This window comes from Pseudomonas pseudonitroreducens (assembly GCF_021603645.1).
Lineage (GTDB): Bacteria > Pseudomonadota > Gammaproteobacteria > Pseudomonadales > Pseudomonadaceae > Pseudomonas > Pseudomonas pseudonitroreducens.
This window is the reverse complement of the sequence record NZ_BQHJ01000017.1, coordinates 92433-105223: the sequence shown is the minus strand read 5'-3', so window position 1 is coordinate 105223 and position 12791 is coordinate 92433. Positions and strand designations below refer to the sequence as shown.

Here is a 12791-nt window from a genome sequence, read left to right as displayed (position 1 = left end):
CGCCATGCACCGATCGCTAACGCTAGGAACTGCAATCTGTGTATCCGCTTTACTCCCCTCGACTCACGCCGCAGCAGCGACGGAAGCCGAGGTGGAGGCGTTGAAACAGGAGCTGCTTGAACTCAAGCAGCGCTACGAGTCACAGCAGAAGGCACTGATGGTGCTGGAGCAGAGGGTCAGGCAGGTCGAGGAAGCACCGGCTGCACCCGCCCAGCCCAAGCGCCTGGTTACTTCCACCGGCAAGCCCACACCACCCGGAACCGGCAACACCGTTGCCGCCAGCGGCAGCTCCTACGGCGAGTCGCTCAAGGACGACGCCAGCCCGCCCAAGAGCGTGGAGAACCTCTACGACGAGGCGAGCGGCTTCTTCGGTAATGGCGCGTTCAGCTTCGAAACCGGCATCACCTATACCCACTACGACACCAAGCAGCTGATTCTCAATGGCTTCCTGGCACTGGACACGATCTTCCTGGGCAATATCGGCGTAGACAACATCAAGGCCGACAACTGGACCCTGGACCTCACCGGCCGCTACAACTGGAACAACCGCTGGCAGTTCGACGTCAACGCCCCCGTGGTGTACCGCGAGAGCACCTTCGAATCGGCCGGCGCCGGCAACTCCACGGCGCAGTCCACCGACAAGACGGTCACCCGCGACCCGACCCTGGGCGACGTCAACGTCGGCATCGCCTACAAGTTCATGGACGAAACCGAGTCGCGCCCCGACGCGGTGGTCAGCTTGCGGATCAAGGCGCCCACCGGCAAGGAACCCTACGGCATCAAGCTCAAGCGCGCCTCGGACAACGACAACCTCAACGTGCCCGATTCGCTGCCCACCGGCAACGGCGTATGGTCGGTTACCCCCGGCATCTCGCTGGTCAAGACCGTCGACCCGGCTGTGCTGTTCGGCAGTTTCTCGTACACCTACAACCTCGAGGAGTCCTTCGACGACATCAGCCCCACCGAGGGCGTGAAGCAGAAAGGCAAGGTCGACCTCGGCGACTGGTTCCAGATCGGTGCGGGCGTGGCCTTCGCCCTCAACGAGAAGACCAGTATGTCGTTCTCCTTCTCCGACCTGATCGCCCAGAAGAGCAAGATCAAGGCCGACGGCGGCGACTGGACTACCGTCACCGGCAGCGACGCCAACGCGGCGTACTTCAACTGGGGCCTGACCTATGCGTGGAGCCCCAACCTGACCATCGTGCCGAACCTGTCCATCGGCATCTCGCCGGATGCGCCGGATTTCAGCTTCAGCGTGAAATTCCCGTATTACTTCTGACGGTTCGGCAGTCCGAACGCAAAGGCCCCTTTTCGGGGCCTTTGTCTTTTCCAGAGATAGTCACCTGTACGCAGCAGCAACTGTCTTCTCTGGATAGTTCGTCGCTGCGTCTTCCCCCTCACCCCAACCCTGGCTGCGCGTCCCGCTCCTCAGGGAGAGGGCAGTCCGAGTCGACTAACGCGAAGGTTTCATCCTGCACCAAACGGTCCCCTCTCCCCTTGAGAGAGGGCCAGGGTGAGGGTGAGGGATGGCCCAAGCGCAGAGGTATCTCGCAGGAGCGGACTGCGTCCGCGATGTCTTCCCCGCTGCTCCAGCGTCGGGCAGTTCGCGAGCAAGCTCGCTCCTACAGGGAGCACTGGCGAGGTGTTCGGCACCTGAAGCAGACATTTACGTAGGAGCGGACTCCGTCCGCGACAGGTTGGAATCGCGCCGGACAGCATCGCGGACAGAGTCCGCTCCTGCGCCAGTGCGAACCTCAGCCATCTGCCGCTTGGAGGCCGTTGCCCGTAAATTGGCCAATTCGAGATTGTTGCGACACCCACCGAATCGCGGCGGGCAACGGACCCGCGTCCGCTCCCGCCCCGACCGGTATCCCCGCCCTAGCGCAACTGATGCTTGTGCAGCAAGCGATAGAAAGTCGGCCGCGAGATGCCCAGCATCCGCGCCGCCACGCTGAGGTTGTCGCCGTGCCGGGCCAGTGCATCGCACATGGCCTGGCGTTCGGCGCCGAGCTTGTATTCCTCCAGGGTCACCAGCGGCAGGTGCACCGAGCGACCCTTCTCCCGCTCCAGGCCCAGGTCCCGAGCCTCGATCTGTCGTCCTTCGGCCAGCACCAGGCCGCGCCGCACCCGATTCGCCAGCTCACGCACGTTGCCCGGCCAGCCGTGCTCGGCCATCGCCGCCAGCGCATCGTCCGAGAAGCGCCGCGGGCGGCAGCCGGTCTCGACGCTGTAGAGATGGGCGAAGTGATTGGCCAGCAACGCCAGGTCACCGTTGCGCTCGCGCAGTGGTGACGTGGAAACCTGCAGGACATTGAGCCGGTAGTAGAGGTCCTCGCGAAACTGCCCGGCGCGGATCGCCTGCTCTAGGTCGACGTGGGTCGCCGCCAGCACTCGCACATCGACATCGATCGGCTGGCTGCCGCCGACGCGCTCGATCTGCTTCTCCTGCAAAACCCGCAGCAGGTTGGCCTGCAGCTCCAACGGCAGGTCGCCCACTTCGTCGAGGAACAGCGTGCCGCCATTGGCCTGCTCGAAACGGCCGATCTTGCGCTGGTGGGCACCGGTGAAGGCACCCTTCTCATGGCCGAACAGCTCCGACTGGATCAGCGCCTCGGGCATCGCCCCGCAGTTGATCGCCACGAATGGCCGGATGGCCCGGCGCGACTGGCGGTGCAGCGTGCGCGCCACCAGTTCCTTGCCGGTACCGCTCTCGCCACGGATGAGCACCGGGGATTCGGTCGGCGCGAACTTCGCCAGCAGCTTGCGCAACTCGCGCACATCGCGGCTTTCGCCCAACAGTTCGTGTTCGTGTTCATCGTTGTGCACGCTGCCGCGCCCGCGCAGGCGCGCCATGCCGAAAGCGCGGCCAAGGGTGACCTGCACCCGCGCCACATCGAAGGGCAAGGTATGGAAATCGAAGAACCATTCACTGACGAAGTCGCCCACCTCATTCAAGGGCAAGACGTCCGGGCTGAGCACAGCGATCCATTCCGTACCGCTGCGGCTGATGAGTTCCTTGACGGACTCCCGGCGTTCCAGATGCCGGGGCTGAAGGCGCAGCAGGCCTACGTCGCAACCACGATTGCCGGCGTTATCCAGCTCGCAGCTGTCTACTTCCCATCCTGCTGCCCGTAATCCGGGTAAAAGCCTGCGGCAGTCGTCGCACGGATCGACAACCAGCAGGCGACGAAAATTCGTTGCTGCCTCGAGCATGCTCCCTTCCTTGGCGCCATTATTTTGAAAAACTTTAAAAAACAGTTGGTTGGCGCTCCAATTTGTAACGCTAGCAATATATTGACGCGCCCCATTGACCGTTTTCCTATAAGGTCAATGACGATTCGTTCTCACCACCCATGCCCGCGCCGCTTGACTTCCAGGCGCCGCACAAACTCCTCGAGTACCAGCTTGTAGAGGTCGTCCCCCAGGTACACGTCCTCCACCCCGCAGTCGATGTTCGGGTTGTCGTTCACCTCGATCACCACCACCCGCTCCCCAGCCTGCTTCAAGTCCACGCCGTAGAGCCCGTCGCCGATCAGGTTGGCGGTTTTCACCGCCAGCTCCACGACCTTGCGCGGCGCCTCGTGGACCGCCATGGTGCGGAAATCGCCGCTCAATTCCTCGGCACCCGGGCTGTGGTCGTAGATCTGCCAGTGCCCCTTGGACATGAAGTACTGGCAGGCGAATATGGGTTTCTGGTTCAAGACGCCGATCCGCCAGTCGTATTCGGTATAGAAGAACTCCTGGGCGAGCAGCAGCACCGAGCGCTCGAAGAGTTCGGCGCTGGCCTTGAGCAGTTCCTTCTGGTCAGCCACCTTGATCACCCCGCGGGAGAAGCTGCCGTCGGGAATCTTCAGCACCAGTGGGAAGCCCAGGCGTTCGCCGACCTTTTCCAGCTCCTGCGGGTTGTCCTTGTAGAGGATTTCGGTGGCCGGCATGCCGAGCTTGTGGCTGCGCAGCAGGTCAGCCAGGTAGACCTTGTTGGTGCAGCGCAGGATCGACACCGGATCGTCCATCACCACCATGCCCTCGCTCTCGGCCTTCTTGGCGAAGCGATAGGTGTGGTCGCTGACGCTGGTGGTCTCGCGGATCAGCAGCGCGTCGTACTCGGCCAGGCGCGAGTAGTCCTTCTTTTCGATCAGCTCGACGTCGATGCCGAGGCTGCGGCCGACACGAATGAAGTTCTTCAGCGCCTTGAGGTCCGACGGCGGGAAGGCCTCCTCGGGATCGTGCAGGATCGCCAGGTCGTAACGGTACTGCTTGCGCGAGCGCGGCTTGCGCCAGATCTGCCGGCTGAAGCCCTCCAGCGCGGCGGCGAACTGGTCCTCCTGATCCTCGCGCAGCTTGTGGATGTTTCCCGGCTTCACGCCTTCGATATGCCAGCCACGGTTCTTGCGGAACTCCACCAGCAGCATCGGGCATGGCAGCGCCTCGAACAGCTGGCGCGCCAGGTCCTGCAGCGGCTCGATATCGGTACGGCCGAAGTACAGCGTCAGGGTGAAACCATCGGTGCTGCCGTAGGGGTGATCGGCCAGCGCCTTGTCGAGGGTCTTCTCCAGGTCCTCCAGCGCCAGGCTGTAGAGTGACTTCTTGGCCAGCTCGCTGATGCTGCGCACCGACGGGATCACCTTGTGCCCGCGCGCCTCGGCCAGCAGCGAGCAGTAGTAGCCGTGGCCCAGATAGCGATAGTTGCGGCACAGGTTGATCACCTGCACACGCTTGCCATTGTCGTCGTCGATGGGCATCTCCAGGTACTCCTGGGCGCTGACCACGTCTTCGCTGGGATAGTAGGAGGCCCAGTCTTCCTTGCGTTCCACGATGATGAACAGCTTGCTCACGACACCTCCGAAGTTGCCCCGCGCTTGCCGCGCCGATAGGCCAGGACAATACTGGTTGCTGCTTCGACCGCACTGAACCGCGCCCGTTCGCAGCCAGCACCGACACGGTGCGCCCCGCAGATTAACGAATGCTTACTCTATGAAACTCCAGTTCCGCGCCGCTTCCGCCGACGACCTGCCAGCCCTGGTCGAGATGGAAAACCGCTGTTTCGAACACGACCGCCTGTCCCGCCGCAACTTCCAGTGGATGATCACCCGCGCCCACGCCAGCCTCACCGTCGCCGAGTCCGACGGCCAGTTGCTGGGCTACGCGCTGGTGCTGTTCCATCAGGGCACGTCACTGGCGCGCCTCTACTCCATTGCCGTGGACGAGCGTGCGCGCGGCATCGGGCTGGGTCAGAAGCTGCTGGATCGGGCCGAAGCCGAAGCCCTGCAGAACGACTGCGCCTACCTGCGCCTGGAAGTGCGCCCGGACAATCGCGGAGCCATCGCCCTCTACGAGCGCAATGGCTATCGTCCGTTCGCCAAGGTGCGCGACTACTACGAAGACCATAGCGAAGCCCTGCGCTTCGAGAAGCGCATTCGTCAGATCAACGAGCGTACCCACCGTCACGTGCCCTATTACCGGCAGACCACCGAATTCACCTGCGGGCCCTCGGCCCTGCTGATGGCCATGGGCGCGCTGGAGCCCAGTCGGCGACTGGAGCGCCGCGAGGAGCTGCGCCTGTGGCGCGAGGCCACCACCATCTACATGACTGCCGGCCACGGTGGCTGCAGCCCGCAGGGCCTGGCGCTGGCGGCGCACCGACGGGGATTCCGCGTGCAGCTGCAATTGTCGGAGGATGGCCCGCTGTTCCTCGATGGCGTGCGCAGTGAGGAGAAGCGCGAGGTCATGCGCCTGGTCCACGAGGACTTCGCCGCCGAACTGGCCCGCAGCGACGTGGAGCAACTGCTGCTCAACCAGTTGGACATCGACAGCGCGCTGGAGGCTGGCGGCCAGCCGATGGTGCTGATCAGCAGCTACCGCCTGACCCGCTCCAAGGCCCCGCACTGGGTGACGGTCACCGATTGCGACGAGGACTTCGTCTACCTCCACGACCCCGACGTCGACCACAGCCAGCATCGCGAGCCGCTGGACTGCCAGCACATCCCGGTGAGCCATGCGGAATTCGAACAGATGAGTCGCTTCGGCCGCAGCAAGTTGCGCGCCGCGGTGATTCTCTACAAGCGCTGAGGTTAGCCGGCCAGCGCCTCGGCGCCGACCCGCAGCACCCCGGCATCGATGGCCAGGTGCACCAGCTCGGCATGGGACACCACCTGCAGCTTCTGCTTGAGCAGCGTGACGTGGTTCGACACGGTCTTGGCGCTGATGCACAGGTGCTCCGCCACCTGCCGCACCGGCAGGCCGCGGGCGAGCATCACGAAGATTTCGAACTCGCGCTGGGTCATGCCCTGCAGGCGCGGGTCCTGCCCGCCGGGTTCCTGGGGGCGGCGCGCCAGCTGGGTTGCCAGGGGCTGCTCGATATAGGCGTGGCCGGCGAGGATACGCCGCACCGCCTCCACCAGCACGGCCGGCGACGCCCCCTTTGTGATGTAGCCCGCCGCGCCGGTATCCAGCGCCTGGCGTACCAGCGGCAGCTCGTCGTGCATGCTGAAGAACAACACGCGCAGTTGCGGCAGGCGCTGGCGCAGCCGGCGGGTGACTTCCAGGCCGCTGATACCAGGCAAACCGATATCCAGGATGACCAGGCTGGGGACGCTGCGTTGCACCGCCTCCAACGCAGCTTCGCCATCGGCAGCCTCGCTCACTTCCACGTCGGGGAAAAGGCCGCGCAACAGCGAGGCAATACCGTCACGAACCACGAAGTGATCGTCCACCAGCAGAATCTTCACGTCCTTTCTCCGGCCACCAGGCTTTCCGTCAACGGCATCCACAAGCGCAATGCCAGGCCGCCGCCCGGTCTCCGGCGCAGATTCAGTTCGCCACCCAGGCAGCGGGCACGTTCGCGCATGGAACGCATACCGATCCCCGCGCGCGGCAGGCCGTTGCAACCCCGGCCATCGTCACGCACCCAGAGCAACAGCATTCCTTCGCGGCGCCGCAGCACCACCCGCACCCGTCGGGCCCCGGCATGCCGCGCGACATTGGTCAGCGCCTCCTGCAGCAGGCGGTACAGGTGCGCCTTGGCCACCGTCGGTAGCGCAGGCAGTGAGTCCAGGCGCAACCGGCAGTCGACGCCCTGGCTGGCCTGCCATTGCTCGACATGCAGGCGCAGCGCCTCCTCCAGGCTGACCCGCTCCAGCACCACCGGATAAAGGTCGCGTACCAGCGCCCGGAAGCTTTCGTTGAGGCCCTGGCAATGCTGCTCCAGGCGATCCAGCGTGACGAAGCCGATACCGTCCTGGCGCTCCAGGCTGCGCAGCAGGAACACCTGGGCGCGGATGCCGGCGAGATACTGGCCGATGTCGTCGTGCAGCGCCTGGGCCAACTGCTGCCGTTCGCGCTCCTGCACGGCGAGCAGCGCACGGGTCAGCTCGGCGTTCTCCGCGCAGGCCCGCTCCAGCGTCGCCGCCATGCTGTTGAAGCCGCTGGCCAGGCGCTGTGCCTCAGGCAGGGAGTGATCCGGCAGGCGCACCTGGAACTGGCCACGGGAGACGTCGCCCAGCGCGCCGTGCAGTTGCTCCACCACTCGCAAGCCGCCACGCACCGCCCAGCGGATCGCCAGCAGGCTGGCCAGCAACGACACGGCGAACAGCATCAGCAACTGCACCAGGGAGTCGCGCACCTCATCGATCTCGTCGCGCGGATCGAGGCTCAGCTGCACGCGGCGGCCATCGGCCAGGGTGAGCAGGGTTGGCGCCGGCAAATCGGGATACAGGCGGGCCACCAACCACTCGTCCAGCCCGGAACGCGGCGCCGGAGCGGCAGCGTCCAGCCAATGCACACGCACATGGCGCAGGCCGGCGGTGAGGTCCGGATCGAGGCTGGCCGGGTCGCGCTGCGCCGCCTCACGCAGGTAGTCGAGTACGCCTTTGGCGGCCTCCATCTCGCGGCGCACGTCATCGTTGCCCTGATGCAGCAACACCGCCAGGCACACCGCGGCGAGCAGGCCGAAGAACAGCCCGACCAGCAGGTTGATCCGCCACAGTGCGGACATCTAGGGCGCGCTGCGACAGGTGCTGATGCAGTTCAGCGGCGGCGTTGGCGCACGCAGCTCCGCCGCCGGCAGGTAGCCGTTGCGGGTGTAGAGGAAATCGAAGCCGAACAGGCTGAGCATCAGCAGGATCGGCAGGACGAGAGTGACGGCGATACGCATGGCGACGCTCCTCTTCTGGTTCTTGTGCCGCCATCCTAGGACGCGGGCGCGGCGCGCAACCTACTACCTTGGTACTGCCCCACCGGTACTTTCTGCATATTTTCCGCGCCGCGGGCGATTCCTATGCTGGCCGCACAACAACAAGCCGGCCCACCCAGGGAGTCGCCCATGCGTCAGTTCGTCCTTCATGGCGTCGCCTATCTGCTCGCGGTTGCCTGCGCCGCGGCCTTCAACTTCGAGGCGCGTGCCGGGGAAGCCCCCGCGCTGGAGATACGCATCGGCTACCTGGGCTACACGCCCGATCCGGGCCCGCTGCTGTCCAACGTCATCCCCGAACCCAGCGATGCCGGATTGCGCGGCGCCGAGCTGGCGATCAGCGACAGCAACAGCACCGGGCGCTTCCTCAGGCACCACTACAGCCTGGATGCCGCCAGTACCGATACCCCGGAAAAGCTCCTGGCCGAAGCCAGGCGCCTGCACGCCGCCGGCCTGCGCCTGTTCGTGGTCAACGCCCCGGCGGACACGCTGCGCCAACTGGCCGCCGCGCTGCCGGACAGCCTGCTGTTCAACGCCGGAGCCGCCGATGACGAACTGCGCGCCAGCCAGTGCGCGGCGAACGTGCTGCACACGCTGCCCAGCCGGCTGATGCTGACCGACGCCCTCACCCAGTTCCTGGTGCTGCGCAAGTGGTCGCGCTGGCTGCTGATCGTCGGCCAGCGCCCGGAAGACGCCCTGTACGCCAACGCCCTGCGCCGCTCGGCGAAGCGCTTCGGCGCGAAGATCGTCGAAGAAAAACCCTTCACCTTCGACAATGACCAGCGCCGCAGCGCCCAGGCCGACATGGCGCTGTTCACCCAGTCCGGCGAGGACTACGACGCCGTGCTGGTGGCCGACGAACACGGCGACTTTGGCGAGTACGTGCCCTACAACACCTGGCTGCCGCGCCCCGTCGCCGGCACCCAGGGGCTGGTCGCCACCGGCTGGCACAAGACCGTGGAAACCTACGGCGCCGCGCAGTTGCAGAAGCGCTTCGAGGAACACGCCGGACGCTGGATGAACGACCGCGATTTCGCCGCCTGGATCGCCGTGCGCAGCATCGCCAGCGCAGTCACGCGGCTGCGCGATGCCGACCCCATGGCGATCCGCAAGCTGTCGCTCTCCCCCGACCTGCCGCTGGATGGCTTCAAAGGCTACAAGCTCGGCTACCGCCCGTGGGACGGCCAGCTGCGCCAGCCGATCCCGCTGGTGCAGCCGCGCGCCCTGGTCAGCACCTCGCCGCAGGAAGGCTTCCTGCACCCCGCCAGCGAACTCGACAGCCTCGGCCTCGACGCACCGGAAAGCCAGTGCCACCTCGCCGACGGCCAGCCATGAAAAGCCAAGCCATAACAAGAATCCCCATGAGGACCCTGCCCATGCCCCGCCTGCTTGCCCTCTCCTGCCTGAGCCTCGCGCTCGGCCTGGTACCCACGGCCTTCGCCGCCACCGCCTACGTGTCCAACGAGAAGGACAACAATCTCAGCGTCATCGATCTGGATACCCTGGCCGTCACCGGCACCATCGACACCGGCAAGCGCCCGCGCGGGCTGGCGCTGTCCCACGACAACAAGCTGCTGTACGTCTGCGCCAGCGATTCGGACACCGTGCAGGTGATCGACCTCGCCAGCCGCAAGATCATCAAGCAACTGCCCTCGGGCGCCGACCCCGAGCAGTTCGCCCTGCACCCCAACGACCGCTGGCTGTATGTCTCCAACGAAGACGATGCGCTGGTCACGGTGGTCGACACGCAGACCGCCCAGGTGCTCGGGCAGATCGACGTCGGCGTCGAGCCCGAAGGCATGGCGGTGAGCCCGGACGGCAAGTGGGCAGTGAACACCAGCGAGACCACCAACATGCTGCACTGGATCGACACCGCGACCCAGAAGCTGGTGGACAGCACCCTGGTCGACCAGCGCCCGCGCCACGCCGAGTTCACCCACGACGGCTCGCAGGTCTGGGTCTCGGCGGAAATCGGCGGCACCGTCAGCGTGGTCGACACCGCCAGCCGCAAGATTCTCAAGACCCTGCGCTTCGCCATCCAGGGTGTGCACCCGGACAAGGTGCAACCGGTAGGCGTGCAACTGACCCGCGATGGCAAGTACGCCTTCGTCGCCCTCGGCCCGGCCAACCATGTCGCGGTGGTCGATGCGAAGACCTTCGAAGTCCTCGACTACCTGCTGGTGGGCCGCCGCGTCTGGCACCTGGCGTTCACCCCGGACGAGAAGACCCTGCTCGCCACCAACGGCGTCAGCGGCGATGTCTCGGTGATCGACGTGGCCTCGCGCAAGGTCACCAAGTCGATCAAGGTGGGCCGCTATCCGTGGGGCGTGGTGGTGACGCCATGAATGCGCTGACGGTCCGCGACCTCGGTTTCTCCTACGGCCCGCGCCGCGCCCTCGACGGCCTGGAGTTCGAGCTGCCGGCCGGGCGCTTCACCGCCTTGCTGGGCCCCAACGGCGCCGGCAAGTCCACCCTGGTCGCCCTGCTCACCCGTCTCTACGACCTGCAGCAGGGCGAGATCGACGTGCTCGGCTACAGCCTGCGCCAGCAGCCGCGCCTGGCCCTGCGCCAGCTCGGCGTGGTGTTCCAGCAGAGCACCCTCGACCTGGACCTGAGCGTCGAGCAGAACCTGCGCTACCACGCCGCCCTGCACGGCCTGCCGCGCAGCGTGGCGAACGAGCGGATCGACGCCGAGCTGGCTCGCCAGCAGCTGCAGGAGCGCCGGCGTGACAAGGTCCGCGCGCTCAATGGCGGCCATCGCCGCCGCGTGGAGATCGCCCGTGCGCTGCTGCATCGGCCACGCCTGCTGCTGCTCGACGAAGCCAGCGTCGGGCTCGACCCGGCGGCGCGCCAGGCGCTCAACAACCACGTGCGCCGGCTGTGCCGCGAGGATGGCCTGGCAGTGCTCTGGACCACCCACCTGCTGGACGAGGTGCGCGACGAGGATGCGCTGCTGCTGCTCGATCGCGGGCATCTGGTCGCCCGCGGCGAGGCGCGGGACATCTGCGCACCCGACGCCGGCAACCTGGAGCGCACCTTCCACCGCCTGACCCGCCTGGAGGCCTGCGCATGAGTGCCCTGGAGAACCCGCGGCTCGGCCCTGCCGCCTACTGGCAATGTCTGTGCGGCATCGTCATGCGCGAATGGCTGCGCTTCGTCCTGCAGCGCTCGCGCTTCCTCAGCGCGCTGGTACGGCCACTGCTCTGGCTGCTGGTGTTCGCCGCAGGCTTCCGCGCCGCGCTGGGCATTTCGATCATCGAGCCGTACGACACCTACGTCACCTACGAGACCTACATCGTGCCGGGGCTGTGTTGCATGATCCTGCTGTTCAACGGCATGCAAGGCTCGCTGTCGATGGTCTACGACCGCGAGATGGGCAGCATGCGCGTACTGCTGACCAGCCCGCTGCCGCGCGCCTTCCTGCTCGCCAGCAAGCTGTTGGCCACCGCGCTGGTGTCGCTGTTGCAGGTCTACGCCTTCCTGCTCATCGCCTGGCTGTATGGCGTGCAGCCGCCGGCCATGGGACTGCTCGCCGCGCTGCCGGCATTGCTGCTGGCCGCCCTGCTGCTGGGCGCGCTGGGGTTGCTGCTTTCCAACGGCATCCGCCAGCTGGAGAACTTTGCCGGAGTGATGAATTTCGTCATCTTCCCGCTGTTCTTCCTCTCCTCCGCGCTCTACCCGCTGTGGAAGATGCGCGAGGCCAGCCAGTGGCTGTACTGGCTGTGCGTCCTGAACCCGTTCAGCCACGCCGTGGAACTGCTGCGCTTCGCCCTCTACGAGCGTTTCAATCCGCTGGCCACGGGTGTCTGCCTGGGCCTGACGCTGCTCTTCGCCGGCCTTGCCGTGCTGACCTTCAACCCGCAGCACGCCGCCCTGCGCAAGGGCTGAAATCTCCTACTTTGGTACTGGTTCGCCCCTCCGGACGTCGAATTTCCAAAGCCGCAGCGCCGGCATCTAATGGCCACTACAAGAAGAACTATCAGAGATACCGCCATGCCTCGCCTTGCTTCTGCCCTGAATGGCCACGCGAGCGGCTGCCTCGCCGCGTGCCTGCTCAGCCTGACCCTCGCGCTGCCGACCGCGCAGGCCGAGGATGCGCCGCTGTTTTCCGCCGACGGCTATCGCCAGGCCCAGTACCGCAGCCCGACGCCGCCTTCCGCCGAGCACGCCACTACCCTCGATACTTCCGCCCTGCAAGCCCTGCTCAAGCGTGAGCCACAAACCCGGCTGGTGGACGTTTACCGCCGCACCTTCCTCAACGGCCAGTTCGTCGAGGACGAAAAGCACCGCAACCTGCCCGGCAGCCTGTGGCTGGCCAATGTCGGCACCGGCACCCTGGAGCCGCAGTGGCAGGCCTATTTCGAGCAGAACCTCGCCCGCCTCGCCGAAGGCGACGCCCGGCGCCCACTGGTGTTCTACTGCCGCTCCGACTGCTGGATGAGCTGGAACGCCATTCGCCGCGCACATGCGCTGGGCTACAGCAACCTCTACTGGTACCGTGACGGTATCGACGCCTGGGAACAGGCAGGACTGCCCCTGCAGGACGCCCAGCCGCAACCTGTGAAATAACTTTGCGATCACCACCCATAACGACAACAACGAG

The 12791-nt window shown here is 65.9% G+C and carries 12 protein-coding genes; 7 read left to right on the top strand and 5 right to left on the bottom strand.

What is annotated here, in order from left to right; all coding sequences use genetic code 11:
- Positions 1-4: 4 nt before the first annotated feature.
- Positions 5-1279 carry a transporter gene (locus L6D89_RS30705; RefSeq protein ID WP_236174922.1) on the top strand — a complete coding sequence of 425 codons (1275 nt, stop codon included), beginning with the start codon at positions 5-7 and terminating at the stop codon, positions 1277-1279.
- Between the two features lie 599 nt (positions 1280-1878).
- Here L6D89_RS30705 and L6D89_RS30700 read toward each other — a convergent pair.
- Positions 1879-3213, bottom strand: coding sequence for a sigma-54 dependent transcriptional regulator (locus L6D89_RS30700; RefSeq protein ID WP_236202154.1), 1335 nt, complete (start codon positions 3211-3213; stop codon positions 1879-1881).
- 131 nt (positions 3214-3344) lie between these two features.
- Positions 3345-4835: a RimK family protein gene (locus tag L6D89_RS30695; RefSeq protein ID WP_236202153.1), complete on the bottom strand. Its 1491-nt coding sequence runs from the start codon at positions 4833-4835 to the stop codon at positions 3345-3347.
- A 139-nt stretch (positions 4836-4974) separates the two neighbouring features.
- Between L6D89_RS30695 and L6D89_RS30690 the strand changes: the two genes are divergently transcribed.
- Positions 4975-6069 carry a GNAT family N-acetyltransferase/peptidase C39 family protein gene (locus tag L6D89_RS30690; protein ID WP_236202152.1) on the top strand — a complete coding sequence of 365 codons (1095 nt, stop codon included), beginning with the start codon at positions 4975-4977 and terminating at the stop codon, positions 6067-6069.
- A 2-nt stretch (positions 6070-6071) separates the two neighbouring features.
- Here L6D89_RS30690 and L6D89_RS30685 read toward each other — a convergent pair whose 3' ends face one another.
- Genes L6D89_RS30685 through L6D89_RS30675 form a run of 3 tightly spaced genes read right to left on the bottom strand, consistent with a single transcriptional unit; the run spans position 6072 to position 8152 of the window.
- Positions 6072-6728, bottom strand: a complete 657-nt coding sequence (locus tag L6D89_RS30685; RefSeq protein WP_236174918.1) for a response regulator — start codon at positions 6726-6728, stop codon at positions 6072-6074.
- A complete protein-coding gene (locus L6D89_RS30680) occupies positions 6725-7993 on the bottom strand; it encodes a sensor histidine kinase (protein ID WP_236202151.1) in 1269 nt (422 codons plus the stop codon). Before L6D89_RS30680 ends, L6D89_RS30685 begins: the two co-directional genes overlap by 4 nt.
- The gene (locus L6D89_RS30675; RefSeq protein ID WP_236174916.1) at positions 7994-8152 is read right to left on the bottom strand and encodes a hypothetical protein; all 159 of its coding nucleotides are present in this window, start codon (positions 8150-8152) and stop codon (positions 7994-7996) included.
- Positions 8153-8320: 168 nt separating this feature from the next.
- Here L6D89_RS30675 and L6D89_RS30670 point away from each other — a divergent pair, with 168 nt between their 5' ends.
- The 5 genes from L6D89_RS30670 (at position 8321) to L6D89_RS30650 (ending at position 12757) form a co-directional block, all read left to right on the top strand.
- A complete protein-coding gene (locus L6D89_RS30670; protein ID WP_236202150.1) occupies positions 8321-9523 on the top strand; it encodes an ABC transporter substrate-binding protein in 1203 nt (400 codons plus the stop codon).
- Between the two features lie 41 nt (positions 9524-9564).
- A complete protein-coding gene (locus tag L6D89_RS30665; protein WP_236174914.1) occupies positions 9565-10533 on the top strand; it encodes a YVTN family beta-propeller repeat protein in 969 nt (322 codons plus the stop codon).
- Positions 10530-11261: an ABC transporter ATP-binding protein gene (locus L6D89_RS30660; protein WP_236174913.1), complete on the top strand. Its 732-nt coding sequence runs from the start codon at positions 10530-10532 to the stop codon at positions 11259-11261. Before L6D89_RS30665 ends, L6D89_RS30660 begins: the two co-directional genes overlap by 4 nt.
- A complete protein-coding gene (locus tag L6D89_RS30655; protein WP_236202149.1) occupies positions 11258-12076 on the top strand; it encodes an ABC transporter permease in 819 nt (272 codons plus the stop codon). Before L6D89_RS30660 ends, L6D89_RS30655 begins: the two co-directional genes overlap by 4 nt.
- Before the next feature lie 105 nt (positions 12077-12181).
- Positions 12182-12757 carry a PQQ-dependent catabolism-associated CXXCW motif protein gene (locus tag L6D89_RS30650; protein WP_236202148.1) on the top strand — a complete coding sequence of 192 codons (576 nt, stop codon included), beginning with the start codon at positions 12182-12184 and terminating at the stop codon, positions 12755-12757.
- Positions 12758-12791: the final 34 nt, after the last annotated feature.